This is a genomic window from Pseudomonas sp. UBA6562, from assembly GCF_002434265.1.
Taxonomy (GTDB): domain Bacteria; phylum Pseudomonadota; class Gammaproteobacteria; order Pseudomonadales; family Pseudomonadaceae; genus Aquipseudomonas.
The window spans coordinates 1-25,838 of sequence record NZ_DJJS01000008.1 but is presented as its reverse complement, the minus strand read 5'-3'; the positions used below and the strand labels follow the sequence as shown (position 1 = coordinate 25,838).

Here is a 25,838-nt window from a genome sequence, read left to right as displayed (position 1 = left end):
TACAGTGTGCTTTTTCAGCCTGGGACCAATTTGGGACCAATCTGGAGCTTTTCGAGCTCCTGCCAATCAGAGGCTGAGTTGATCCAACGTGCATAAGTCGACAGCAGCATCTGCACGCTATGCCCGAGCTGTTGAGCGATGAATGCGGGGTTGAGACCGGACATTAAGCATATTGTCGCATAGGTGTGACGGCAGTTATACGGTGGCCGATAGCGGACATCCAGCGCCTTAAGGGCAGGGCGCCACTGGTGGTGAACGTCCGAGGTTTGCTTGACGAACTCGCCGTTCTTTCCAGGCGGAAAGATGAAAGGTGATTCAGTGAACTGACCTTTCCCCAGCTTGCGGCGCTCGGCGTACTGGCGCGCAAACTCCAGAGCATGCAGCGCTCTCTCGTTGAGCAGCACGAATCGATCTCTGCCCGTTTTCGTCCTTTCCTCGACCACACCCAAGGCGATGGTGCGCCGGACATGGATAGTCCTCTTCGCCTCGTCGAAGGTGTCCCACCGCAGGGCCAGGCCCTCGGACAGTCGCAAGCCAGTGAAAAACATGAACTCGAAGAACGCTGCATAGATCTGGCTAGGCCAATGCTTGTGCGCGTACAGCTGCGCGATAATGGCGTTGGCCTCTTCCAAGGTGAAAGGGTCGACCTCCTTCCGTGTCCTGGCCGGCAGCTGGATCGACTCGGCTGGGTTGCGTGATATCAGGCCATCCATCACCGCAGATCGTAGGATGGTCGACAGCTTCACCATCGCATTGCGCTTCACTGCCGGCGATGTCCATTTCGATACTGCCACGATCCTACGCAGCAAAGTTGAAGTGACCAGATCGATGCGCACTAGAGCTAGGTGTGGCACCCAGTACAGGTTCAGCGTGCTCTTGTAGTTCATCCTGGTGCCGGCAGTAATTTCCCGGCTATCGAGCCACAACTGCGCGTACTCCCCGAACGTTGGCATGCCGCCCACCACAGCAGCGGAGCTGGGAAACAACTCCGCGTATTTGTCGTGATCGAGTAGGTTCAGTTTGATCAGGCTGATTACTTGATCGCGAAGCTGGGATGCAGCTTTGATGCCTTTCTGTGACGCGGGGTAGGGAAGGGTTTCACTTCGGCGAGTACCTTCCCACATGAACCGGAGTCGGAGCGATCCGTGGTGAATGTCGATCCCTGGGGGTAAATCCATTGGCTTTCCAGCCATTCGTCATACCTCTTTTTGCTGTAAATGATTCGGCCGCCATGCTTCATCCAGACGCCCTCTGGAATCGCGCTGCGGAGGCGGCGACCCTCTAGGGCACGCTTTGTACAGCCGAGAAGGTCGGCCATTCGTTGTTCAGTGACCTTGTCGACGTCGCCGGTGTTTTCGGTACTCATAGTGGCTCCAGTGCTAAGGGGTGACAGGTGATTTCAGAAGGTAAATATGGCGCTTGTGGGCATGCGCGTTACCAGACGATTACCCTTTTGGTTTCAAACCGCTAACCTCAAGCGTGCCGGCTGTTAGCATATCCAAGCTCTACACCGATCAAGCTTCAGGTCTAGAATTGTTGCCTTGGCTTCATTTGAGCTTTTATGGAGTCGAGTCAGCGTTTAGGTTTGAAAAGGTTTCCAGGTGAGGGGCATTAGCATAAGATGCTACAGTCGCAGTAGGACCTAAAAGCAGGTTGGCTGCAATTTGGTATTTTGGTTGGCGAAGTATGCTAAGTTTTAGTTAGGGTATAAATTTAAATTACTACAGGGATTAGTTATGTCAAGTTATGTTGTTTGGGCTAACAAGGGTGGCATCGGGAAGTCAACGCTGAGCTTTCAGTTGGCATGTTCTGCTGCACACGAAAACCCCAAGAAAACTGTTTATGTGATTGACCTTAGTCCTCAATGTGATGTGTCCAGAATGTTACTGGGTGGGGGGCATAATGGAGGTGAGGAGAGCATTCTTGCTTTGATGGGCGGTTCTCCAAGAAAAACAGTGCAATCTTATCTTTCTGATTGCTTAAATAATGTGCCCACCGGGCATGGATGGCCAGATATTAGGGATTATATAATAAAGCCCAACGATCACAGGGGTGAGGGGGCAGAGGATCTTCCGGATAATATTCGTTTGCTTTCGGGTGATTTCGACTTAGAAAGAACCATTGCTTTAATCGAGCAGTTACCTCAGCCTCCTCGTCGAGCTGGGCGTGCACCAACCGGCCCAGAATTTTCTCAATACCTCTTAATTCGCTCCTTTATCAAGCATGGGGTGGACCAGCTGACGCCCGGTAATGACGCGATAGTGATCATAGACACTGATCCATACTTCAACGTGATCACTACCCATATGGGGCTATTGGCAGCTGAGCACTGGGTAACGGCCTACTCTCCAAACTCGCAAGCCAGCCAATTCGCAGTTTTGCGAAGCCTTGAATTTATGTTTGAGCCGGTTTCGGGTCTTAAGCGTTTCGTTGGAGACGAACAGTCGCGCTATCCAAATCCATGGTTCGACTACCGTGGCAACCCTATGCTGGTTCCAACTCTCGAAATGGCGGAGCCGTTTTTGCTAATTGCAAATATGACCAACCCATATCGACTAAGCGGGGGTCAAAGCTATACGGATCCTCAACGTTTGCATCGTCAGACCATCAACTCAATTACAGATAAGGTAGAGGCGGAAGCCGATCTTTACAATGTCGCAAGATTTCCAAATCATGAGCACCTTTGGGATATGCGTCGACTTGGGCTGATTTGTGATTATAATGGTGTAGAATTACAGTCGCTTCAGTTAGGCAGAAACTACCCAGAGCCTGGTTCTAATAAAAGTTACCATTTAAATAGAACTGGTGGCACGCCGAATCAGCTTGAAGGGTACCAGCGTCGACTACGCCATGTGTCAAAGCTACTTTGAATAAAAAAGCTACATTGCATGCTTCAAAGCAGCTTTAGTTGGCTGGGTCCGCGATTGCGGGTCCAGTCTTTGTTTGTGCCAGGATCACTCATTGGATTGCGCTGTAATATAGGCACCAATGTGTCAGTTCAGCAATTCGTTCTAAATCATCTTTTGCCATGTTGCAGCTATCTGCTCGATTTAGCGAGTTCAAGTGCATCGATAAAGCGCAAAGCCGCTCTGTAGGTGAAGCAAAAGCCGAATGTCTTGCCCGTGATCATATCGACTATGTGCCAGGCCTTGCCTTTGGCAACGACCCTGAAAAATTGATTCGGCCCCGTCGCCTTAAGCGCGATTTTACTATTAAAGTCGACCGTTACCCTAGTGGTCCGCTCGCGCAAAGCGGCCAAGACCTCAACGCGCTGCTGCATGGCAGGGTGCATAGTTAATCCTTGTTTGATTTAGAGATGAAACTCGATTGCCTCGGCCTTTCGAGTGATTCGGGTTTCGGCGAAGCGGCGTTCCGGGACGCGGCGGTCGCGGCGCACGGGGTCGGTGTCGCCCAGGGCGGCATGCACGGCCATTAGGCCGGCCAGTGCGATGCATAATGGGCTGATTAGTTGACGGCCCATAGCCTTTGTGACTGCCTCAATGCGGCGTCCGACCTCAAGCTTGTATAGCACCGTCTCGATGCGGTTAGCGGCGGTACCAGGGCTGATGCCCATGCGTCGCGCGATTTCCTTGGTGGTCAGGCCCTGGGCGACCCACAGCAGGGCCTCCAGTTCGCGAGGTGCCAGCGCCTGTCCGAGCTGGCCAGTCCATGTACCGCAGGTGATCTTTTCCATGAATCATCTCGGGGGACTGCATTGGTCAGGCGCCAGACGCAGTGACCAAACTGGGCGTGAAAAGCCAGCCTGGCGCCTGCCAATGCAGTCGATGGTTGTTGGGGGAGGGTGGTGCAGGGGGTCGCTTTGCGCGGTGCAGAATCGTCCGCATCGGGGTGTGATCTGTCGTCCGGTCTGGGCTGCCCGGCTTGCTGGCTTTCGCCTCCCATATTCCTCTGCTCCGCTTCCCTTCTCAGGGCCTGTGCATCGCAGGGCAAACAAATCACACCCCGATGCGGCCTGCGATGGGGAGCAGGCCGTCGGGCCGTCTTTCCGGCTGTCACCGCACAACCATTGAGCCCGTCATGCGGAAGGGCTATCCCTTTATGCGCTTGGGAGTCCAGCGGCCGGCTAACCCCGGTCAGGATTCATTTCCCGTCTGCCCCTGTTGCCAAGGCCAGCAAGTGGAACTGGGTCAGGCGACAGCGTCGGCAGCGGCCTCAGCTTGGGCCTTGATGCGTTCGTGTACCTCGCTGCGGTGTACGGCTATCTCGGCTGGCGCCTCGATGCCGATTCGGACTTGGCCGCCATTCATCTGCAGCACCGTGACGCGGATGTTGTCGTTGATCACGATGGTTTCGCCTGCCTTGCGGGTCAGTATCAGCATGGTCCTACTCCTTGGTTGGTTTCCCGTCTGGCCCGCGTGAGCAGGCCAATCGGTGAAACCTCAGCGACCCGCTGCTGGCGTCGGTCGCTGGTTATTGTTCTGGCTGTCGATGCAGGGTTACTCGCCACCCTAGTGGGCATTACTGCTCGCTGCTTCGCGCTATGCCGGTAGAGCGCCTAATCTCGGCCCCGGCAGGGAGCGCTAACAGCGCAGCACGGTGGCCGCTGGGTCCAGATGCACCAACGGGTCGTGTTGGCCCGGTATCCAGAGCCGGGCGTGGGCCAGTCCTAACTGGCGTGGTCGACGACTTAGCTTGTTCCTACCCAGGTGATGGCCTGGGTGCGTCGAGAGGGTCACGTCTGGTTATTTAAAGAGCAGTGGCTTTACAGCCTTCGAGCCTTGTAGCGGCTCGGTGAAGAAACATTACGCTTCGTAATATTACAGGTCAATACCCTCCGTAATGTTTTTTCGGTAGGCATAAAAAAACCCGCTATAAGCGGGCTTTGTACTGTTTGGTGTTCAGACCATTAGACGAACACTGCTGTAGGCATCTTCCCATCAAGCACAGTGCCCACGATCTCCCACGATTCATCGAGGAGCTTCGTGCTGTAAGCGTGGTTCAATGGGCGAAGGTACAGGTCACCCGCATCACGGACCAACTGCTTAAACGTCGCTTCGTTGGTCGTAAGCATGCGCGCGACCACAAACTGTCCTGGGCGCGGCTCTATGTCGGGGGCAACTAAAATCAATGTCCCTTCTGGGAAGGACGGCCCAGACGTTGAAGTCATCGAGCTGCCTGTAACCCTAAGCCAGAAAGCATCGTCCCCGGCCCATACGTCAGAGGAATGATGAGGGCACAATGCAACGTTCAACACTTCTGTAGCTTCCCTGGCGATACCTGCTTGAACCCAACTGATTTCTGGATAACTAAACGACCGCGACGGCTGGGGGGCCATTTGGACATTCGAATCAGGATGAATGCCCATTTCAATACCCATTTGAGGAAGGCCTAAATAGCTCAGCACTTGACCAATGACCTCAAGGGAAGGCTCTCTGCGACCGCTTAGCCAATGGGCGACACCACCCTGGCTAACGCCCATGTGTTCGGCGAGCTTCTCCTGGGTGATCTGGCGTTCTTTCATCCTGGCTCTAGCCAGCTCGTACCATTTTTTCATCCGGTAATTATTACGGCCTGTGTGGTTCCCGCCCACTGACAGGGCGTAATGTCTCTTGCAGTGAAGCATTACCAAACGTAATATCGGCTGCACGCTACCGGAGACCCTCTATGTCAAACATCAAGAACATCCGCGAACGCTTGCGCATGACCCAGGCCGCGCTGGCCGTTGCGGTTGGTGTGACGCAGAGCGCGATCGCCCATTACGAAAACGAGCGTCGAAAGCCTGGCCTTGAGGAGTGCCGAAAAATCGTGGCCGCCTTCAACAGCCATGGTGCTGGCGTGACCCTCGATGAGGTGTTCCCACCCGCCGACGCACTATCAGCTGCGTGACTCAGTGAGCTGATACGGCCAGGCACCGCCGCCCTGTTCAATCGAATTTTGCGGCCAGTGCTGCCGTTTAGAAAGATGCTCAACACGACTGGGATTTCATCCAGTACCCGAATCGCAGACACAAAAAAACCGCCTGGCAGGGCGGCTTCTTCAACATCACATCGAGACGAATTATGCCCATCAAACACGACGCAGGCAACACATTGCCTGAGCGCATCCCTGCACCTGGGATTCATCTATGAGCACCATTCTGATGACCGCCTGTTGGCCACTGCAGGGCATGAGTCCTGCGCAGAAGTCAGTTCTGATTTCCCTCGCTGATAACGCGAATGATGACGGTGTTTGCTGGCCCTCTCTCGCTACCATCGGCGTCCGCACCTGCCTCTCAGAACGTGCTGTTCGCAATGCGCTTCGCTGGCTTGAAGAGGCGAATGTCCTGGCAAGCCATCAACGGTTCGGCCGATCGACTTGGTACACCCTGACCCCGGCAGCATATGCCCCCGGCACTAAATGCCCCCCGGCACCAGATGCCCCACCGCCCCGGCAGGATATGCCCCCCACCCCGGCACCTGCTGCCCCCAGAACCGTAAAGGAACCATCAATTGAACCGTCACCTGCTGGCAATCGCGATTCGCGATCGCCGTCATGCCCCGTGCAAGACATCGTGAATCTGTTTAACCGATTGCTCACTCCGCAGCTGCCAGCGGTGGTGCTTGTATCCGAATCCCGCAAAAAGCAGGTCCGTGCTAGGTGGGTCCAGAGCGATGTTCACCAAAGCCTGGATTTCTGGACCGAATATTTCGCGACCGTGGCCGAATCCGATTTCCTGATGGGCCGACTCCAAGGCAAACCAGGCATTGCGCCATTCCGCGCCACGTTCGACTGGCTGATCAACGCTGGTAACTTCGTCAAGGTCGTGGAGGGCAATTACAGTGCGTGAACTCTACAGCGCAGAGGCTGAACACGGCGTGCTGGGTGCGATGCTGCAACGCCCGGAACTGATTGACATCCTCGCAGATGGCTTGAGCCCCACATCGTTCTACTTCGCCGAGACGGCCGAAGTATTCCGCGCCATCCTCGAGCTGCATTCGACCGGCAATGCTGTCGACCTGTTGACGGTTGGTGAGCACATCGGTCGGTTGCACACCGGCGACAACGCGTTGGCCTACTGCGCAGAGCTGGTGCAGGCCACCCCAAGCGTTGCCAACGCCCGGGCGTATGCCCGTATCGTGAACGACCGCGCCATCGAACGGGCGCTTTACGACTTGAGCGGCCAAGCGCTCGACATCGCCCAGGGCGCAGGCGACTTGCAATCCAAAATTGCCGCAGTCCAGGCCGCCGCGATGGCCATTGATGCTGGTAGCGATGAGGTCGAAGTCGTCAAGGCAAGCGATCTGCTCGCCCAGCAGGTAGAGGTCTGGCAGGACCGGCACGACCGCCTGAGCCGAGGTGAAACCCTGATCGGTCTGTCCACGGGCCTGGCGGATCTCGATGAAAAGCTGGGTGGCCTGCAGCCAGAGCAACTGATCATCGTTGCCGGACGCCCGGGCATGGGCAAGACGACGCTGGCAATGGCCATCACGCAGCATGCGGCGATCCAGCAGAACAAGACTTGCCTGGTGGTCAGCTTGGAAATGAGCAAGGGCCAGCTGCTCGACCGCGCGGTTGCCTCTGAGGGCCGAATTCCACTGAATTTGGTGAAGAGCGGTGCGGCATGCCAGTCCCACGGGAGCCAGCTTGCGGCCGCAGCCCATAAGATTCAGCGAGCACCACTGTTCATCGCTGACAGGGCTATCGGAACCGTTGGCCGTATCCGCTCGATGGCGCGCCGCCACAAGCTCAAGCATGGGCTGGACTTGCTGGTTATCGACTACCTGCAGCTGATGGAAGGTGAGGGCGGTAACCGTACCGAAGAGGTCAGCAGCATTAGCCGAGGCTGCAAGCTGATTGCCCGCGAGTTGGGTATTCCAGTCGTGCTGCTCAGTCAGCTTTCCCGAGAGTGCGAAAAGCGTCCCAACAAACGCCCTGTGCCCTCGGATCTGCGCGAATCTGGCGCTATCGAGCAAGACGCCGATGTGATCCTGTTTGTGTACCGCGACGAGGTCTATCACGAAAACAGCGAGTACAAGGGAATTGCCGAAATCATCATCGGCAAGGGTCGAGATATTGAGACGGGCACCGTTCGTGCTGCGTTTGTTGGCCAGTACAACCGCTTCGAAGACCTGTCGACCAGTTGGGTGCCGCCAGTGAAAGCAGCTCCGACCAAAGAGCGCTCGCTTTCCGCTCGCTATGCGGGAAGGACGGCTGCAGCATGAGCATGGAACTCCGTCCCGAACTTAGCGAGTACCGCTACGCGCTTTACTGCCGCAGCGATCGGCTCGATCTTTCGTACAAACCAGCGCCCCCAGTAGCGCTTTATCGCGACAAGGCTCTGGCCGCATCGCACGGCGCCAGAATGTGGCCCTCCACCTACAGCATCATTGATCTGCTTGGGGAAGAGCTTCCTTGCCGGGGAAGAGCATGAGCGCGACGGCCATCGTCAAGCTTTCGGACGCCGAGATCCGCCGACAAGCCGCTGTGGCCGGCGTACGTGACCTGCGCGACCCACGTCACCCTGGGTTGAGGTTTCGCTTTGACCAGAGCCGGCAATCAGGTACTTGGTTCCTTGTGGTACGTCGGAAGTGGAACCGGCTGGCCCGCTTCCCTGAGTACGGGCCGGCTGCGATTTTTGCTGAGTTGCCAGCGCTTCGGCAGCGGTTGCTAGGCCGTCCAGATGAAGCAGTCGCCCTCGCAGGCCTTGTGACCTTCAGCGACCTACTGGACTGGTTCAAGGGCCGTGTCGCCAGTGACGCCGCGCTTTCCGATTCTTGGAAGGGCACAGTAAGCACGGTGGTAGATCGGCACCTGCAGCCTCGTCTTGGCGACATGCCTATCTGCGCACTCACCCCGGCCGCCCTCGACAAGTCCCTGATGTGGCCTCTTCAAGCGACGTGCTCGACGTCCTATGTCCGGCAGATCTTTCGAGTGTTGAGCCGCGCCATGAGCGCAGCACGCACGCTCGGACTGATCCCCAGCAATCCCATGGCTGAAATGAAGTTCACGAATTTCATCAAGACCAAGATTTTGCCGAAAGATGGACGACTGCGGTCCGATCACCTGCGCGAGGTACTGCCCGCGCTAGGAGCACTGTTCGACGCATCGCCCATCGACGCCATGCTGGCCCTGTTGATGATCTGCCACGGCACGCGCATAGGGGAAAGCCGGCAAGCCGAGTGGTCCGACTTCGCCTTCGGTCATGCCGAATGGTTCATCCCGGCCAAGCACACCAAAACCCGTACTGAACATCGGCTGCCGCTGACGTCGCAAGTGTTGGCACTGCTGCGCCGGTATCGCAACACACAACTCGACGGCGGCTATACCGGCCGGTACCTGTTCCCAGGCCGAAAGGGGCAGGCGATGAGCGCCAGCCAGGCCTCGTCCGTGTTTCGGCGCTTGGCCAGCCGCGAATGGTCGAGCCATGACCTGCGCAAGGTCGCGCGTACCGCCTGGCTGGATATGGGCGTGGATGGGTTCATTGGCGAAATGCTGCTGAATCACTCACTCGGCAAAGTTGCTGATACCTACATCAAGACCAAGGGCAATGGACTGCGCCGGGAGGCACTGGAGCAATGGCACGCATGGTTAGACGGGATCGGTTTTGCGTCCATCCACGGGTTGACGGGCGTGCAATCGGTCATTCCTCACAACGGGCCACAGGCCACACCGCGCAAAGCGCGCAGCCCAATCATCGAATTAGTCATAGGGGAGAATGCAGAACGTGAAAAAGGGCACGGACCGTGGCTTTGATCAGGCCCGAATTGACTTGGTTAAGTGCCCGACATGCAAGGGGAGGGCAGTAGTAAGAGGGGTGTTTTTTGAGCTGGCTTGTACCGCTTGCAACGGGTCAGGTTGGGTTGTTGAGGGATCTAGGTTGGTGCTTCCGCTCGACGAACTGGTAACCCAGCTCAGTTTCAAGCTACAGGCGGCAGAGCAGCAAATAACTCAAATGAAAAGGCCCAGCGAAACGCATGGGCCAGAGCAGCAGTATCAGGGGACCAACCGACGTGGCGCGGGTGGCTCCAACTTCACCGGGGATTGAGTAACAACATGAAAAAACGAACCTACACCGACAAACCTCTGGGTGATACGGAGTACATGCTTGAGCAATGGGGGTGGTGGCGTATGGACGGGATGGGGATACCGCGTTACGTCTCACCTCTGTTTGCGCTCATGCGTGACCACGTACCCTCGGAAGGCGGTCAGAGACAGTACGTCATAACCGATGACCTGGCTCTTGCAGTGGATGGCGCTTTGGCACGCTTGAGCAAGCGTGACCAGCAGATGGGCGACTTCCTGTGGCTCTATTTCGGAGCAAAGTGGCCCGCCCTGCGCGTGGCCCGAGAAAACAACATAAGCGAAGCCAAAGCGCGCGAGCTGATCAAGGCCGGGGTAGCTTGGATCGATTGTGCCTTGGAGCAGGTAAGGGAGGCAGCTTAAAAAGTTCTTTCCGCGCGGATAAAGACCTGTTTCCATAGCAGCGTGTCCAGCTCACGACGCGACACAGAGACCCCCCTGGGGCTTCCCTAGGGGATGAGGGCTGCTCAATGCTGGGCTGATGCCAGTAGATTTATTTGATGGCGTTCTGCCTCCATACCGTTCAAAATGCGTGTCTTAACCCTCGCCATGGAGAGCGATATGAACGATGTGCCAACGACTCAAAAACGCCCTGTTGGGTTTCTTCTTGGGTTAGGTATTCTTTTTATCCCGGTCATATTTGTCTGGTTCTTGCTTAGAAAGGGACATTCGACTTTGGCTCGGATCGTGGGATTCGGATGGTTGGTTTTATGCCTTTTTGCTGTGTTTTCAGGCGAATCAGAACGACAGGTAGATAAAACAACTTCTACCGAGTCTACGGCGAGTAGTGCTGCGCCGGTTTCTGACTCACAAGCGCCGGCATATCTTTCCTCTCAGGTTGCTCAGCTATACGAGGAAAATACAGTTGCAGCGGATATGAAGTTTAAGGGCAAGAGAGTTAAGGTTAGCGGCAGGGTCACTGATATAAATACGGATTTCATGGGGAACCCTTACCTAGTCCTCGCTGGCAGCAACCCTTACCTGGGGCCTCAGTTCAAATTCGCGAAGTCAGCCATTGAAGTGATGGCGACTATCAAGAAGGGTTCGACTGTTCAGGTAATATGCACTGGTCGTGGAGATGTTGCTAAAACGCCGATGTTTGAAGATTGCAAAATCGCAAACTAATATTTAAGGGCAAAAATTTCTGTCCTAATGCGTCATAGGTTTTATTCAATAGCCCGGTTAATAGCCGGGTTTTTTATTTCAATATAGATCTGCGTGAGTTAGTTACGACGCTGATTTTTGCATACCCACTCTCTCAAAATATTCTTGAGTCTCGGCTATCGCTGAGTTTCTTCCATTGCACTCCCGATCCGGGAGGAATCGAGATGCAGACCATGCCCCCCGAAAAGGATCCGACATTCTGGGTCATGCTTGTGGCCGCATTACGCGACCACGGCATGCCTGCCGCATTAGCTACCATCTTGAGTTATATGCGAATCCTCTATGACGACAAGGAGCCCCGCTGGGATCGCCGCTTACTTGAGGCGGCTTTAGGCGGCGTGCTGGTCTTCATGGTCGGTATAGGCGCTGAAAAGTTCGGAATGACTGGCGGCTATGCCTATGCCGTTGCTGGATTTGTGGGTGTGCTAGGTGTCGAGCAGGTTCGCCAGATGGGTCGTCGCTGGGCTGAGCGCAAAGTTGATACGCTATGACGAAAAGCCCGCTGGTAGCGTTACTGGTCGCCATAGTCGCGTTTTCGCTACAAGGACACATGGGTTCTCACGAAATAGCGACCAGCGTGGCCGCCCCAACTCAAAAAGAGGCTATGCAATGATTTCTTGTTCTTGCGCCATAAGTTCTGGAAAAGCGCATATGGCAGCCATTGGCAGGATTGAAAACTCTGTAAAACAGTTGGCAACTAGATTGGCAGCAGACGGTGAGGTCGACCAACATGCGGCTGAGCGAGCACTGATTGCTCTTCATCGCGCAACTGCACAACTTAAAGATGCCGTCATACGCATACCGTCGCGTGATCTGAGCGGTGTTGTGTAACGAGCACAGGAGAGCGGCATGATCGATTGGAAACTGGATATCGATACCGTTCCGCTTGTACGCGAACTCTCAGATATCAAGAAGCGGCAGATCCCGTTCGCGCAGATCCTTGCCCAAACCCGGCTGGCCCAGCAGATCAAGGCCGGCATGCTGGAAGTGATGAAGCAGCGTATCGACCGGCCCACGCCGGCCACGATGCGCAGTTTGTACGTTCAGGCGGCAACCAAGAATCGCGCGGCCAAGGTCTACTTCAAAGACGCTTGGACCTCGGGCATACCTGCCGACACGTACCTGCAGCAGGCGGTACAGGGCGGACAGCGACCGCATAAGCGATTTGAGAAGTCGCTAATCGCTAAGGGGCTGATGAAGTCCGGGCAGTACGCCGTCCCGGTCAATGACCTGCTCAATCAATACGGCAACGTGTCACGCGGCACCATGACCCGCATCCTATCGGGGTTGGGCGCAGCCGAGTCGGCCAGCGGCTTCCAGGCCAATGCCACCGGTAGCAAGCGCAGCCGACGCAAGGGCAACGCCAAGCGCTACTTCACCGGCACGGTCAACGATGAGCCGGGCATCTGGCAGCGCAAGCACACCGCATTCGGTGAAGCGGCCAAACCGGTCTTCCTGTTCACCAACAGCGCGCCGCGATACCGCGTGATCTTTCCGTTCTTCAAGATCGCTTCGAACATCGCCAAGGCCCACGGCCCGACCATCCTTGAACGCGCATTGCGCGATGCCATTCTGACCGCCCGGGGCTGAAAATTTGAGCGCACCCCTGGAGGCCCCGTATTCCGTGGCTTCCAGCGGTGCAGGGAGGTGAGGAAAGGTCGAGTTGGTCAATTTCTGGCCATTTTCGATGGGTCCTCCCGAGGGTACCGGGGGTAGGGGGTAATTCGGGCCCCGCCTTTTCGCTATGTATGACCTGAATTCGGAGGTTGGTTGTTGTTTAGTCCATGACGAATCCCACGATCACCCGTCAGCCGTTCTGGCTGAACAAAAAACGCATGGCCGAAAGCCTCGGTATTTCGGTGCAGGCCTTTGATAAATGGCGCGTTGAGCCGGTGCAGAAGATCGGCCGCGAGTCCTTCTACGATGTCCGTTCGGTGCTCGAAAACCGCCTGCAGCACCAGAGCGGCAAACAACAACCCACAAGTGACGACATCGACCCCCTTGCCGAAGCCAAGCTACTGCAAGAGCGGCTTCGGCTGACTCGCGAGCAGGCAGACGCCCAGGCGATGCGAAACGAGGTCAAGCGCCGCAACTTGGTGCCGGCCGAATTCATGACGTTCGCTATCAGCAGACTGGTGAGCCTGATCGGCTCAACCCTCGACACCGTGCATACCAAGGTCAAGCGAAAGCACCCTGACATCGAGGCTCGACACCTTGAGGCGGTGCAGCGTGAGGTGGCCGTTACGCGTAACGAAGCCGCAAGCCTGGATAAGCGCCTCCCGGAGATTCTTGATGAGTTCCTTTCAGCCATGGATGACGAATCTGGCTAACGCGATGCGCGTTGGTCTGACAGCGTTGTTCAAAGAGCCACCCATGACCGTGGTGGAATGGGCGGACAAGCATTTTTACCTGTCCTCTGAGTCGTCCTACCAAGAGGGACGCTGGACTACTGCCCCGTTTCAGGTGGCCATCCTTAATGCGATGGGCAATGACCTGATCCGCGAAGTCAACTTCGTGAAGTCGGCCCGCCTTGGCTACACCAAGATGCTTATGGCATTCATCGGGTACCTGGTGCAGCACAAGAAGCGCAACGTGCTTATGTACTGCCCGACTGAGGGTGACGCCGAGGGCGTCATGAAGCGACACATCGAAGGGATGATCCGCGACGTGCCGGTAGTCTTGGACCTGGCTCCGTGGCACGGCATGAAGCATCGCGACAACACCCTTGAAGCCAAATGCTTCGTCAACCGCAAGATGTTGTGGTGCCTGGGCGGCAAGGCCGCCCGTAACTACCGTGAGAAAAGCCCGGATACCGTCATTTACGACGAGCTGTCGAAGTTCGACGAGGATATCGAAGGCGAGGGCGCGCCCACGTTCCTGGGAGACAAGCGCCTGGAGGGGGCTACGTTCAAGAAATCGATCAGGGGATCTACGCCGACCGATTCTGAGAAGTGCCAGATATCCCGAGCCGCGATCGAGTCTCCACACGACCTGCGGTTCAACATTAAGGCGCCTTGCTGCGGTACCGAGCTGGTCCTGCAATGGGGTGGCAGAGAAGACCCGTTTGGTATCAAGTGGCGACTCAACGAGCGCCAAGAGGTAGAGGCAGCCTGGTACCTGTGCCCGCACTGCCACGGCGGCACGTTCGAGTATCACGAAATGGTCACTGCCGCTGCTGAAACGGGCCGGTGGGTCTGCGAGCGCTCCGGCATCTGGACGCGCGACAGCATGGCGTGGTTTGACGTTGGAGGCGAGCCAACGGCTACGCCTCGTTCGGTAACGTTCAGCGTGTGGACCGGTTATTCGACATTTACTACTTGGATCGAGATTGCGACTGACTTCGTCAAGGTCGGCAAGGACCGGGGCAAGCTGAAAACCTTCATCAACACCACGCTTGGGCAGGTGTGGGAGGAGGACCAAGGCGAAAAACTGGACTGGGAACAACTGCGCGATCGTCGAGAAACGTTCACTGAGCTGCCGGCCCGAGCTGTCGCTCTGTTCGGCGGTATCGATACCCAGGACGACCGCTACGAGGGCCGAGTATGGGCCTACGGCGCCGGCGAAGAGGCTTGGCTGGTGCATCGCTTCATCCTCACCGGCGATCCGGCTAGCGTTGAGCTGCGCCGCAAGGTAGGTCGCGAGCTGCATCGCCAGTTCAAACGGGCGGACGGCACGGTGATGCGCGTAGAGCGGTGGTGCTGGGACTCCGGCGGCCACTACTCCGACGAGGTCCGCGCCGAGAGCCGTAAGCACGGTGTGCAATGGGTGATTCCGATCTTCGGGGCCAGCACCTATGGCAAACCGATCGCCAATTTCCCGCGCAAGAAGGACAAGCGCAGCAAGGTCTATCTGACCGAAGTCGGCACTGACAACGCCAAGGAGCTGATCTACAGCCGACTCAAGCTGCAGCCAGATGGGCCTAGGCCAGTGCCGGGCTGTGTCCATCTGCCTGCCGACGAGCTGATCTGCGACGAAGACGAGCTGCAGCAGCTGACCAGCGAGCGCAAAAAATGGGTGGTGATCAAGGGTCGACGCGTCATGCGCTGGGACGCCGGCGGCCGCCGTAACGAAGCACTCGACTGCGCTGTATATGCGCTGGCCGCGCTGCGGATCAGTCAGCAGCGGTTCGGCCTGGACTTGGATCTGTTGGCCAGTCAGAACCCTGACACCGGTGTGTGGGAAGTCGAGGAACACGAAGACACGCAAGAAGACACGTCGGCGCCTTCTGGCGATGACACGTTGCCACCTGCAGAGCAGGCGGCCCCAACCCTACAAGTCCAGCCCGCCGCCGGCGGCTGGGTCGATACCGGAGCGAGCAAATGGCTGTAAGCGCACAGGAAATGGTGGATCGCTACTTGCGGGCTGAGATTGACCTGCTCGAAGGCGGTAAGGACGTGCAGTTTGGAGGTCGTCGCGTGACGATGGCCGAGCTGCCTCAGATTCGTACAGGCCGCTTGGAGTGGGAGCGCCGTGCTTCCGCTGAGGCGCGCGAGGGGCGCCCAGGGCACTCCCTGGCGACGTTCTGATGATCGGGGAAATGGTCGACCGCGCCTTGGCGCCGTTCTTTCCGCGCGTAGTTGCCGAGCGAATGCGCGCCCGCAGCGTGATCATGGCCTTTGAGGCCGCCAAGCCTTCGCGCACGCACAAGCCCAAGAAGCAGCCCAAAGACGCTGATAGCGAGCTGCATCACTCGCTCAAGTCCCTGCGCGAGCAGTGCCGCAAACTGGACGAGGATCACGACCTTGTAACGGGCCTGTTTGACCGGCTCGAAGAGCGGGTAGTCGGCGGCCCGGGTATCGCCGTCGAGCCCATTCCCATGCGCTACGACGGCACGGTGCATACGCAGTTGGCCGGGGCGATCAAAGCGCTATGGGGCGAATGGTCGCTGGCGCCGGAAACTTCGGGCGAGCTGACCCGGCCGCAAATGGAGCGACTGGTGTGCCGCACCTGGCTGCGCGACGGCGAGGCCCTGGGTCAGCTGCTCATGGGTAAGGTGCCAGGCTATACGCACCTGCACGGCGTGCCTTTCGCCATCGAGCTGCTAGAGCCTGATTACCTGCCAATTGACTACGTGGATTACTCCGCCGGCATTGTTCAGGGCGTTGAGCGGGACAACTGGCGGCGCGTACAGGCCTACCACCTGCTCGATGGCCACCCAGGTTCTATGGTCGGGCAGAAGTGGGCATACAACACCAAGCGCGTCCCGGCCGATCGGGTGATCCACATTGCGAACCGTAAGCGCATCGGCCAGAACCGTGGCCAGCCGCTTCTGCATGCCGTGGTGATCCGCTTGGCGGACATCAAGGATTACGAGCAGAGCGAGCGGGTCGCGGCGCGGATCAGTGCTGCGCTGGCCATGTACATCAAGAAAGGCACGCCCGACGACTACGTGCTGCCCAAACAAGGGCAGACCCAAGAGCAACGCACCTTTCCATTTGGCCCAGGCATGGTGATCGACAACCTGCTGCCCGGCGAGGAAGTCGGGACGATCGAGAGCAACCGCCCGAACCCCTTCCTTGAAGGCTTTCGCAACGGCCAACTCAAGGCCGTGGCCGCCGGCGCGCGCAGCACCTATTCGAGCGTGGCGCGCAGCTATGACGGCACCTACTCGGCGCAGCGGCAGGAGCTGGTCGAGGGCCAATTGGGCTACGACCTGCTGCAGCACGAGTTCATCGACTACTGGTGTCGCCCGGTGTACCGGGCTTGGCTGCGCATGGCCGTCATGAGCGGCCAGTTGCGGATTCCGCCTGATGTGGATCAGCGGACCCTCTACGGCGCCTTCTATCAAGGCCCGGTCATGCCCTGGATCAACCCGGTGCATGAGGCGACCGCCTGGGAAATCTTGGTCAAGGCAGGCTTTGCCGACGAGGCCGAGGTGGCCCGGTCGCGGCAGCGTAACCCGTCCGAACTCAAGGCCTCGCGGATCGCCGAGGTGGCCGCCAATCGCGCGGCCGAGCTGGTGCTGAGTTCGGATTACTACCACCAAATCTATGGGAAGAACCCAACAGATGCAGACGCAAAAAAGGAACCAGCCCCCGCCGCTGATGAGCCCGCAAGGGTCGGTCGGGACGACGACGAATAACCCCGGCAGCAGCTGGTACACCATCAAGGGCGCTGCTACGCGCGGCGTGGCCGAGGTGTATCTGTTCGGTGACATTGGCGACTGGGGAATCTCGGCGCAGCAGTTCGCCAAAGACCTGCGCGCTGTGGGTGACGTGTCACAGATCAATCTGCACATCAACTCGCCGGGCGGTGCCGTCTTCGAAGGCATGGCCATGTACAACCTGCTCAAGAGCCACAAAGCGCGGGTGATCGGTACCGTGGTCGGCCTGGCCGCCAGTATGGGCAGCGTGGTGGCGATGGCCTGCGACGAGATCCGCATGCCGGCGAACGCCATGATGATGATTCACAAGCCCTGGGGCATCCAGGGCGGCGACGCCGAGGCCATGCGCACATATGCCGAAACCCTCGACAAGTTCGAAACCGGCATGGTGGCGGTGTACGTCGCCAAGACCGGCAAGAGCGCCGAAGAAGTTGAAGCGCTGCTGACGGCAGAAACGTGGATGACCGGCGCTGAGGCCGTCGCCCTGGGCTTTGCCGACACCTTGCTCGATTCGGTCGAGGCCTTCGCCACGATCAACTCCAACCGCCTCAAGGACTACACCAACATGCCCACAGCTGCACAGCAACTCTTCACCCCGCGCGGTTCGGTCATGCCGCCTGCAAGCGGGCCAGCACCGACGCCGGGCAACCCTGCCGAAACCGCCGAGCAGATCGCCGCGCGCGTCCTGGCAGCTGACGGTGCCCGACGTACTGCCATTCAAGCAGCCTTCACGCCTTTCACCGGGCAAGAAGCGTTGCGCGACACCTGCCTGAACGACTTCAACTGCACGATCGACCAAGCCAACGCCAAGCTGCTCGAAGTGATCGGCCAAGGCACGACCCCGACCGGTACCGTTCGCCATCACGGCCACATCACCAACGGCAATCTGGTGGGCGACTCCGTGCGCGCTTCCATCTACGCGCGTGCGGGCCTGGGCGAGTTGCAGGACGACAACGGGTTCAACTTCATGACCCTGCGCGAGCTGGCGCGGGCCTCGCTGGTCGAGCGTGGCGTTGGCGTCTCGACACTCAACGTCATGAACATGATCGGCTTGGCGTTCACCCACGGTTCGAGCGACTTCGGCAACATCCTGCTCGATGCAGCCTACAAGTCGCTGCTGACGGGCTGGGAGAAGTCCGAAGAGACCTACCACCTGTGGACCAAGAAAGGCCGCTTGAGCGACTTCAAGATCGCCAGCCGCGTAGGCCTGGGGACGTTCTCGTCGCTGCGCGAGGTGCGTCCTGGCGCTGACTACAAGAACATCACCCTGGGCGATACCGGGGAGACCATCCAGCTGGCCACCTACGGCGAGTTGTTCACCATCAACCGTCAGGCCATCATCAACGACGATCTCGATGCACTGACCGCGATTCCGCGCCTGATGGGCGAGGCCGCCCGGGCAACCATTGGCGACTTGGTCTACGACCTGCTCACCAAGAACGGCAAGATGAAAGACAATCGACCGCTGTTCGATGCCTCGCGCAAGAACCTCTTCACCGGCGCCGCTTCCAAGCTGTCGATCGAGGCGATGAGCGCGGCCAAGACCGCAATGGCGCTGCAGCAGGCCACGGTGGCCAAGGACGCCAAGCCGCGACCGTTGAACATCCGCCCGGCCTTCCTGCTGTGCCCAGTGGCATTGGAAGACAAGGCCAACCAGCTGATCCGCTCGGCCTCGGTACCGGGTGCCGACACCAATGCCGGCATCGACAACCCAATCCGCAACTTTGCCCAGGTCATTGCCGAGCCGCGATTGGATGCTGATTCCGCTACCAGCTACTACCTGGCGGCCAAGCAAGGCTCGGACACCATCGAAGTGGCCTACCTGGACGGGATCGAGACGCCGTATTTCGACCAGCAGGAAGGCTTTACCAGCGACGGTATCGCTTCCAAGGTCCGCATCGATGCCGGCGTGTCCGCGCTCGACGCGCGCGGCTTGAACAAGTCCGCCGGCCAGTAACCGCTGCGCACTACCAAGCACCCCGCCTAAGCGGGGTTTGTTGTTTCTGGAGGAAGAGAATCATGGCGACCAACTATATGAACAGCGGTGACACCGTCACCCTGCCGGCGCCGACCGGCGGATCGGTAAAGGGCGTGCCCCAAGTCATCAACGACCTGGCGGTGATGCCACTCGAAAGCGGCGCCAAGGGTGCGCCTATCACCTACCGCACGGCCGGCGCCTGGAGCGTCCCGGCTGACGCTGCCCTCAAGGCCGGCAACGCCGCCAGCGTGAAAGACGGCGCGCTGGTAGTCCCGGGTACTGACGGCTCCAAGCCCTACGGCAAGCTGCTGAGCGATTCCGCCGGCGGCTATGCCGAAGTGCTGATCGTGCAGTAATGGCCACGGCATCGAGCTTTCGAGAGCGCGCGGCCCGGCGCCTGGATCGGCCGATTCTGCGGCGCGTCGGCGATCGAGCCACGCGCGCGGACGGCCGTGAGGTGCTGGGGATCTTCGAAAACCCCTTCCACGATCCCCAGCTGGGGAGCAAGCGCCTAGCCTCGGCCATCAACGCCGAGGCCGTGCGCGAACCCCAGTTCAGCCTGCCGGTGGCAGACGCGGTCGGCTTAGAGAAAGGCGCCGCCCTGACCATCGAGCTGGCCCCGGAGGACGGCGGCGGTCTTTACACCGTCGTCCGGCCGGAGCCGGACGGTACCGGCTGGGTGACTCTTATCTTGACGGTGAAGCATGAGCGAACAGCAGACATCACCTAGTGAGCTGACCCAGCTGCACGCGGCCATGACCCAGGCCATGACCCAGGCGCTGCCCCAGCTACCGAACATCGCGGCCTATCCGGTGCTTGAGGCCGGCATGCAACTGCCGGCGATGTTCTATGCCCTCACCGGAATGGCCCCCGGGCCAGATCCTGGCGATGGTCGCACCTGCATCATGGCCACGTTTGAGGCCTTGATTCTGGTTGAGGAAGACCGCGAGCAGGCACCGCTGCAAGCCGCGATCCTGGCCAGCAAGCTGGTCAAGTTGCTGGACGGGCAGTATTGGGATTTGGACTTCGTCGACCAGACCCAGGACGTGCAGGCCATGCCGTCAGAGATCACGCCGGAGCTGCTGAAATGCGTCGGCTGGTCGGTGCAGTGGCGGCAAACGGTCTACCTGGGTGGCACCGAGTGGCCTTTCCCCGACGAGCCGCCCGGGACGCTGGTTTTTGCCTTCGACCCGGATACGGGGCCAGGCAATGAAGGCTTGTACAGGCCGCCGGCGGACATGGCATGACGTACGTTTCCTCACAGCACGACCGCATGCTGGAAGGGGGGGTAATCAAAGGTTACGTCGTGGCTGTGGATCTGGCCGCCGGCAAAGTGCGGATGACGGACGGCACCGATTGGGTCAGCGCATGGGTGCGCTGGCATGCCCTGGCCGCCGGCAAGGCCCGCCATTGGCGATCGCCGAGCCTGGGCGAGCAGGGCGCGTTGATCAGCCCAAGCGGAGATCCTGCGCAAGGCACGTTTGTGCCGGGCCTGTACGGCAACGCCGGTGCCCAGCCGGACAACCGCGATCACGTCGAGGTTTGGCGTTACGACGATGGCGGCTCGCTGGTCTACGACTGGCAGGCCAAGAGCTACACCATCACGCTGCCCAGCGGCACGGTCACGATCAAGGTTGGCAGCAGTACCGCAGTGATCACCGACGACAGCATCACTGCCAAGACCTCGACGGCAGCAGTAGAGGCACAAGCCGTCACGGTCAAGGCGCCCAGCATCACCCTGCAGGGCAATGTCCAGATCAACGGCGCGTTACGCGTAACGGGCGACATTTTCGGCGGCGCCAGGATCATCGACACCGCCGGCAACACCCCTAACCATAAGCATTGAGGCAGGCATGGCTGAGCAACGGAAAAACGCACCGATCAACGGGATCGACAGCGAAACGGTGGCCAAAATGGTCGGCTACCAGATCACCGGGTTCTGTGACCGCATGCGTATGCGCGACTACTGGCGCCGGCTGCTGGCCGGCGACAACGACCCCGAGGTTATCGCCGAGGGCCTGTGCCGCGCCTTGAGCGGTGGCCAGTACATCGAAGGGCCGGCGCGCAATGTGACGATCAATTTCAACGTCCAGAGCACGGCCGAGCCCCAGGCCCTGGCCGCCGCGCTGGCTGCAGACGTTGAAAAGGTCGTCGCCAGGCACGGCTAACCCCTCCCAACCCACTCAAAGCCCGCCGCGCGCGGGCTTTTTCATTGGAGCCACACATGGCCGCGAAGAAATCCACCGACGCCGAGGCCGACGCACCTGTCGCCCCGGAGCGCGTCACCTTCCGCGACACCGTTTACACGTCGCGCTCACTGGTGCTGCCTGATAGCGACCGCGTACTGCAGGTGCAGGCCAACGCCGTATCGGTTGAGCCGGACGACGTCGCTGCCCTGAACTACCTGAGCAACCACCCGGACTTGGCCAGGGAGTAACCCCATGATCGGACTGGACCGCCGCACGGGACAGCCGCTGTCCGGTAAGGCCCATCTACGACAGTCCATCGAAGTGATTCTGACCACGCCTGTAGGCAGTCGCCGGATGCGGCCGGAGTTCGGCAGCAACCTGCGCCGCTACATCGACTTGCCCGTTACCGAGGGGTGGAAAAGCGCTGTGCAGGCCGAAGTCGCCCGCGCGCTTGGCCGCTGGGAGCCGCGCTTGAAACTGGAGCGTGTACGGGTGGTGTCAGTGGTCGACGGGAAGATAACCATGCAGCTGACCGGCCAGTACCTGGGCGACAGCGCGATTATCGAGGTGACGGCATGAGCACGATCGACCTTTCGGCGCTGCCGGCACCGCAGGTGCTGGAGAGCCTGGACTTCGAGGACACCTATCAGCAAAGCCTAACCACGTTCCGCGAGGGCATGGGCGAGAGCTGGAATGCTGAGCTTGAAAGCGACCCGGTGCTGGCCTTGCTGGAAGTGGCAGCCTTTAGCCGCCTGCAAGACCGCGCGCGCGTCAACGATGCCGCCAAAGCCCTGCTGCTGGCCTACGCCAAGGGCACAGACTTGGACCAACTGGCGGGCAACGTGCAGCTCACGCGCCTGGTCGTTCAGACCGAGGACTTGACGGCCGTGCCGCCGATCGAAGAGGTGCTTGAGGAGGACGATGCGCTTCGGGAACGGGTGCAGCTGGTTTATGAGGGCCTGACCACGGCCGGGCCACGCAACAGTTACATTCTGCACGCGCGTAACGCCTCCGGCTTGGTTGCCGACGCTACGGCCGAAAGCCCCTCGCCGGCCACCGTCGTGGTAACGGTGCTGAGCCTTGAGGACGATGGCGCAGCCACTGCCAGCCTGCTGGCAGACGTGACGCAACGCCTGAACGACGACGATGTGCGTCCAGTCGGGGACCGGCTGATCGTGCAAAGCGCGCAGATCCTGCGATACGAAATCAAAGCGGTCGTGTACTTCACCGGCAACGGCCCGGAAAACGAGGCGTTGCTGGCCGAGTGCAAGCGCCGATTAAAAGCCTGGATCAACCCACGCCGGCGGCTGGGCGTTGAGGTGCCCCGGTCTGCGATCGACGCGCAACTGCATATCGAAGGCGTCAGGCGTGTTGACCTGATCGGCTGGGCCGATCTCAAGCCGACCAAAGCCCAAGCCGCCTGGTGCGCGAGCGTGACCGTAACGCGGGGCATCTGACGTGACGAGCCTGCTTCCCTCCAATAGCACGCAACTTGAACGCGCAGTAGAGGCGGCCAGCCGTGACCCGGCTGGTATTCCTCTGCGCGCCCTTTACAACGCAGATACCTGCCCAGCGCCCTTGCTGCACCAGTTGGCATGGGCCTGGTCGGTCGACCGCTGGGACGACACTTGGTCTGAATCGGTCAAGCGCTCGGTGATCCGCTCGGCGTTCTACGTCCATGCCTACAAGGGCACGATCGGCGCCCTGAGGCGGGTGGTTGAGCCATTCGGCTACCTGATCGAGGTGGTGGAGTGGTTCGAGACAGAACCCCAAGGTGTGCCCGGCACCTTTGCTCTGCGCGTAGGCGTTTCCGACTCGGGCATCAGCGAAGAAACCTACAACGAATTGAGCGCGCTGCTCGACGACGCGCGGCCCGTGAGCCGGCATATGACGGCCCTGGCCATCAGCCTTGAAACCGCCGGGCACCTCTACATCGGCGGCGCAATCTTCGACGGTGACGAGTTGGACGTATACCCGCCGGCGATTCGCGACATTGAAGTCACAGGCTCTGTAGGCCGTGGCGGTCGCGAACACACTATCGATATCCTGGACATCTCATATGGTTGATCAGAACACCCAGTTTTACGCCATCCTGACGGACATTGGCGCTGCTAAGCAGGCCAACGCGGATGCCCTGAACATCCCATGGACCATCACACACATGGCCGTGGGCGATGCCAATGGCACCGATCCCCAGCCCGACGCGTCGCAGACCAAGCTGATCAAAGAGTGGCGCCGCGCGCCGCTCAATCAGCTGAAAATCGACGACAAGGACAAGTCGATTATCGTCGCCGAACAGGTGATCCCCGCCGACGTGGGCGGGCGCTGGATTCGCGAAATCGGTCTGTTCGATAGCGACGGCGACCTTGTAGCGATCGCCAACTGCGCGCCCACCTACAAGCCGCTGCTTAGCCAAGGATCTGGACGTACCCAGGTCGTGCGCATGAGCCTGATCGTCAGCAGTGCCAGCAACGTGCAGCTCAAGATCGACCCTAGTGTCGTGCTAGCCACCCGCGAATGGGTGAGCGAGGAACTGGCCCGCCAGGACTTCAAGCATTCGGTACTCGCGGCCACCACGGGGAACATCGCCCTGAGCGGCCTGCAGGCGGTAGACGGTGTGTCATTGCCGGCAGGCGCCCGGGTGCTGGTCAAGGATCAGAGCGCAGCCAAAGACAATGGCCTGTACTTGGCCGCCATCGGCGCCTGGACGCGCTGCCCGGATGCGAATACCAGCGTGAAGGTCACGCCCAATCTGCTGGTCTTGGTCGAACGTGGCACGGTCAACGGCGACAGCGCTTGGCAGCTGGTCACTGACGCAACGATCAGCCTGGGCGTTACCGCTTTGGCCTTCGAGATGGTCTTCGGTCGCACTGGGGTGGCGTCTGGCACGTATTGCAGCGTGCAGGTCGACAAGTACGGCCGTGTGGTTGCGGGGACGAGTCCGACCACCGCCGCCGGCTACGGCCTGACGGATGTCTACACCAAGACTCAGGTCGACGACGCGTTGAGCAAGAAAGCCAATTTGTCCTCGCCCAAGTTCACGGACGTGCCCGAGGCGCCGACCGCTGAGGTGGGGACCAGCTCCAACCAGCTGGCCACCATGAAGGCTCTGCTGCAGGGGCTGAGTGCGTATGGATTGGCAGACAAGTCCAGCCGTCCGGCCGACCTCGATGCGCTACGCGGCACGCGTTTTTTCGGCTTCACGCACTGGACTATTGGTGCGCCGGCCGAGGCGGGGGCTTACGACGCAGTCGGCCTGCAGATCGAGTCCTATGGGCAGCGCACGCAGTTTGCGGTTTCGGGCGGCGCCAAGTTGCAGATCCGCACCGACGACAGCGAGGACTACAGCGGCTTTTCCGCTTGGGGCGAGTTGGCGACCGTGGACGCGCTAAGCGCGTTGTCGAGCGCAATGGACATCCAGCTGAGTCAGAAGGCTCCGCTGGCCTCGCCCAAGCTCACCGGCAAGCCCGAGGCGCCTACGGCAGGCAAGGGCACCAACAGCGATCAGCTGGCTACCACCGCGTTTGTGCAGGCGGCTATTGCCGCGCTGGTTGACTCTGCGCCTGGTGCGCTGGATTCGTTGCGCGAGTTGGCAGCGGCATTGGGCAATGACCCGAACTTTGCCAGCACCATCCTCAACGAGCTGGCCAAGAAAGCCAACTTGGCCTCGCCCAAGCTCACGGGCACGCCCGAGGCGCCGACGGCAGCCGTGGGCACCAACACTGATCAGCTCGCGACGATGAAAGCCTTGCTGCAAGGCATGGCGTCATTCGGATTAACGTCCGGGCGATCGACCTTCGTTGATGACCTGAACGCGCTACGCGGCACCTGCTTTTTTGGCTTCGGCGAAAAGTCTGCCGGGGCGATTGAATTGGGCGGTGGGTACGACGCCATTGGCTTGCAGATTGAGTCGATAGGTCAGCGCACGCAATTTGCGGTACCGGGCGGAACCAGACTGTTCGTGCGCACGGATGACAGCAACGATGCCAGCGGCTTTGAAGGTTGGGTCGAGCTGGCGACCGTCAATGCGCTGGCCGCCTTGGAAGCGCTGGTAGCCCTGAAAGCGCCCCTGGCCTCGCCCAAGTTCACAGGCTTGCCCGAGGCGCCTACGGCGGGGAAGGGGGCCAATACCAGCCAAGTGGCGAATACGGCCTTTGTTCAGACGGCGGTCGGTGCTGTGGTCGACTTGGCGCCAAGCGCCTTGGACACCTTGAAGAAGATCGCCACGGCGCTGGGAAATGACGCGAACTTTGCTGACACGGTGACAAGCCTGCTGGGTCTGAAAGCACCGCTGGCCTCGCCCAAGCTCACGGGCACGCCCGAGGCGCCGACAGCCAGCAAGGGCACCAACACCACCCAGCTGGCCACCACCGCGTTCGTGCAG

At 59.6% G+C, this 25,838-nt stretch carries 30 protein-coding genes; 24 read left to right on the top strand and 6 right to left on the bottom strand.

What is annotated here, in order from left to right; genetic code table 11:
- Nucleotides 1-14 precede the first annotated feature (14 nt).
- Together B4M43_RS15950 and B4M43_RS15945 are read right to left on the bottom strand one after the other, a co-directional pair.
- On the bottom strand, nt 15-1,124 hold the full coding sequence (locus tag B4M43_RS15950) for a site-specific integrase (protein WP_296268445.1): 1,110 nt from the start codon (nt 1,122-1,124) through the stop codon (nt 15-17).
- On the bottom strand, nt 1,034-1,366 hold the full coding sequence (locus B4M43_RS15945) for a hypothetical protein (protein ID WP_296268444.1): 333 nt from the start codon (nt 1,364-1,366) through the stop codon (nt 1,034-1,036). Before B4M43_RS15945 ends, B4M43_RS15950 begins: the two co-directional genes overlap by 91 nt.
- 370 nt (nt 1,367-1,736) lie before the next feature.
- Between B4M43_RS15945 and B4M43_RS15940 the strand changes: the two genes are divergently transcribed.
- Nucleotides 1,737-2,870, top strand: a complete 1,134-nt coding sequence (locus B4M43_RS15940) for a ParA family protein (RefSeq protein WP_296268443.1) — start codon at nt 1,737-1,739, stop codon at nt 2,868-2,870.
- 167 nt (nt 2,871-3,037) lie between these two features.
- Here the strand turns inward: B4M43_RS15940 and B4M43_RS15935 are convergent, their stop codons facing one another.
- The 4 genes from B4M43_RS15935 to B4M43_RS15920 all read right to left on the bottom strand — a co-directional run bounded on the left by B4M43_RS15935 (nt 3,038) and on the right by B4M43_RS15920 (nt 5,482).
- The gene (locus B4M43_RS15935) at nt 3,038-3,292 is read right to left on the bottom strand and encodes a hypothetical protein (RefSeq protein WP_296268442.1); all 255 of its coding nucleotides are present in this window, start codon (nt 3,290-3,292) and stop codon (nt 3,038-3,040) included.
- A gap of 18 nt (nt 3,293-3,310) precedes the next feature.
- A complete protein-coding gene (locus B4M43_RS15930; RefSeq protein ID WP_296268441.1) occupies nt 3,311-3,694 on the bottom strand; it encodes a response regulator transcription factor in 384 nt (127 codons plus the stop codon).
- 454 nt (nt 3,695-4,148) lie between these two features.
- Nucleotides 4,149-4,340, bottom strand: coding sequence for a carbon storage regulator CsrA (csrA, locus tag B4M43_RS15925; protein ID WP_296268440.1), 192 nt, complete (start codon nt 4,338-4,340; stop codon nt 4,149-4,151).
- A 527-nt stretch (nt 4,341-4,867) separates the two neighbouring features.
- A complete protein-coding gene (locus B4M43_RS15920) occupies nt 4,868-5,482 on the bottom strand; it encodes a LexA family protein (protein WP_296268439.1) in 615 nt (204 codons plus the stop codon).
- Between the two features lie 143 nt (nt 5,483-5,625).
- Here B4M43_RS15920 and B4M43_RS15915 point away from each other — a divergent pair, with 143 nt between their 5' ends.
- From B4M43_RS15915 to B4M43_RS21210, 23 genes are all read left to right on the top strand, one after another.
- Nucleotides 5,626-5,847: a helix-turn-helix transcriptional regulator gene (locus B4M43_RS15915; protein ID WP_296268438.1), complete on the top strand. Its 222-nt coding sequence runs from the start codon at nt 5,626-5,628 to the stop codon at nt 5,845-5,847.
- A gap of 238 nt (nt 5,848-6,085) precedes the next feature.
- A complete protein-coding gene (locus B4M43_RS15910) occupies nt 6,086-6,787 on the top strand; it encodes a helix-turn-helix domain-containing protein (RefSeq protein ID WP_296268437.1) in 702 nt (233 codons plus the stop codon).
- The gene (gene dnaB, locus B4M43_RS15905; protein ID WP_296268436.1) at nt 6,780-8,162 is read left to right on the top strand and encodes a replicative DNA helicase; all 1,383 of its coding nucleotides are present in this window, start codon (nt 6,780-6,782) and stop codon (nt 8,160-8,162) included. Before B4M43_RS15910 ends, dnaB begins: the two co-directional genes overlap by 8 nt.
- Nucleotides 8,159-8,371: a hypothetical protein gene (locus B4M43_RS15900; RefSeq protein ID WP_296268435.1), complete on the top strand. Its 213-nt coding sequence runs from the start codon at nt 8,159-8,161 to the stop codon at nt 8,369-8,371. Before dnaB ends, B4M43_RS15900 begins: the two co-directional genes overlap by 4 nt.
- Nucleotides 8,368-9,693, top strand: a complete 1,326-nt coding sequence (locus B4M43_RS15895; protein WP_296268434.1) for a tyrosine-type recombinase/integrase — start codon at nt 8,368-8,370, stop codon at nt 9,691-9,693. Before B4M43_RS15900 ends, B4M43_RS15895 begins: the two co-directional genes overlap by 4 nt.
- Before the next feature lie 300 nt (nt 9,694-9,993).
- Entirely contained in the window at nt 9,994-10,383 is a 390-nt protein-coding gene (locus B4M43_RS15885; protein WP_296268432.1) for an antiterminator Q family protein, read from the top strand.
- Nucleotides 10,384-10,581: 198 nt separating this feature from the next.
- Nucleotides 10,582-11,145 (top strand): OB-fold protein, encoded by a 564-nt coding sequence (locus B4M43_RS15880; protein ID WP_296268431.1) that lies wholly within the window; start codon nt 10,582-10,584, stop codon nt 11,143-11,145.
- A gap of 203 nt (nt 11,146-11,348) precedes the next feature.
- Nucleotides 11,349-11,675: a phage holin, lambda family gene (locus tag B4M43_RS15875; protein WP_296268430.1), complete on the top strand. Its 327-nt coding sequence runs from the start codon at nt 11,349-11,351 to the stop codon at nt 11,673-11,675.
- Nucleotides 11,676-12,033: 358 nt separating this feature from the next.
- Nucleotides 12,034-12,774, top strand: coding sequence for a hypothetical protein (locus tag B4M43_RS15870; protein ID WP_296268429.1), 741 nt, complete (start codon nt 12,034-12,036; stop codon nt 12,772-12,774).
- A 194-nt stretch (nt 12,775-12,968) separates the two neighbouring features.
- Nucleotides 12,969-13,514, top strand: coding sequence for a terminase small subunit (locus B4M43_RS15865; RefSeq protein WP_258198652.1), 546 nt, complete (start codon nt 12,969-12,971; stop codon nt 13,512-13,514).
- The gene (locus B4M43_RS15860) at nt 13,477-15,513 is read left to right on the top strand and encodes a phage terminase large subunit family protein (protein ID WP_296268428.1); all 2,037 of its coding nucleotides are present in this window, start codon (nt 13,477-13,479) and stop codon (nt 15,511-15,513) included. The genes B4M43_RS15865 and B4M43_RS15860 overlap by 38 nt, the downstream gene beginning before the upstream one ends.
- Nucleotides 15,514-15,709: 196 nt before the next feature.
- Nucleotides 15,710-17,266, top strand: coding sequence for a phage portal protein (locus B4M43_RS15855; protein ID WP_296268427.1), 1,557 nt, complete (start codon nt 15,710-15,712; stop codon nt 17,264-17,266).
- On the top strand, nt 17,193-19,244 hold the full coding sequence (locus tag B4M43_RS15850) for a ClpP-like prohead protease/major capsid protein fusion protein (protein WP_414707862.1): 2,052 nt from the start codon (nt 17,193-17,195) through the stop codon (nt 19,242-19,244). The genes B4M43_RS15855 and B4M43_RS15850 overlap by 74 nt, the downstream gene beginning before the upstream one ends.
- A 62-nt stretch (nt 19,245-19,306) precedes the next feature.
- Nucleotides 19,307-19,621 (top strand): hypothetical protein, encoded by a 315-nt coding sequence (locus B4M43_RS15845; RefSeq protein WP_296268426.1) that lies wholly within the window; start codon nt 19,307-19,309, stop codon nt 19,619-19,621.
- Nucleotides 19,621-19,995 (top strand): head-tail joining protein, encoded by a 375-nt coding sequence (locus tag B4M43_RS15840; protein ID WP_296268425.1) that lies wholly within the window; start codon nt 19,621-19,623, stop codon nt 19,993-19,995. Before B4M43_RS15845 ends, B4M43_RS15840 begins: the two co-directional genes overlap by 1 nt.
- 37 nt (nt 19,996-20,032) lie before the next feature.
- On the top strand, nt 20,033-20,512 hold the full coding sequence (locus B4M43_RS15835; protein ID WP_296268424.1) for a hypothetical protein: 480 nt from the start codon (nt 20,033-20,035) through the stop codon (nt 20,510-20,512).
- A complete protein-coding gene (locus tag B4M43_RS15830; protein WP_296268423.1) occupies nt 20,509-21,111 on the top strand; it encodes a phage baseplate assembly protein V in 603 nt (200 codons plus the stop codon). Before B4M43_RS15835 ends, B4M43_RS15830 begins: the two co-directional genes overlap by 4 nt.
- A 7-nt stretch (nt 21,112-21,118) precedes the next feature.
- Entirely contained in the window at nt 21,119-21,433 is a 315-nt protein-coding gene (locus tag B4M43_RS15825; protein WP_296268422.1) for a hypothetical protein, read from the top strand.
- Nucleotides 21,434-21,489: 56 nt separating this feature from the next.
- Nucleotides 21,490-21,702, top strand: coding sequence for a hypothetical protein (locus tag B4M43_RS15820; RefSeq protein ID WP_296268421.1), 213 nt, complete (start codon nt 21,490-21,492; stop codon nt 21,700-21,702).
- Nucleotides 21,703-21,706: 4 nt separating this feature from the next.
- Nucleotides 21,707-22,033 (top strand): GPW/gp25 family protein, encoded by a 327-nt coding sequence (locus B4M43_RS15815; RefSeq protein ID WP_296268420.1) that lies wholly within the window; start codon nt 21,707-21,709, stop codon nt 22,031-22,033.
- Nucleotides 22,030-22,911, top strand: a complete 882-nt coding sequence (locus tag B4M43_RS15810) for a baseplate assembly protein (RefSeq protein ID WP_296268419.1) — start codon at nt 22,030-22,032, stop codon at nt 22,909-22,911. Before B4M43_RS15815 ends, B4M43_RS15810 begins: the two co-directional genes overlap by 4 nt.
- Before the next feature lies 1 nt (nt 22,912).
- Entirely contained in the window at nt 22,913-23,521 is a 609-nt protein-coding gene (locus B4M43_RS15805; protein ID WP_296268418.1) for a phage tail protein I, read from the top strand.
- On the top strand, nt 23,514-25,838 hold a 2,325-nt coding region (locus tag B4M43_RS21210; protein WP_414707861.1), incomplete at its 3' end, for a phage tail protein. The genes B4M43_RS15805 and B4M43_RS21210, both read left to right, overlap by 8 nt.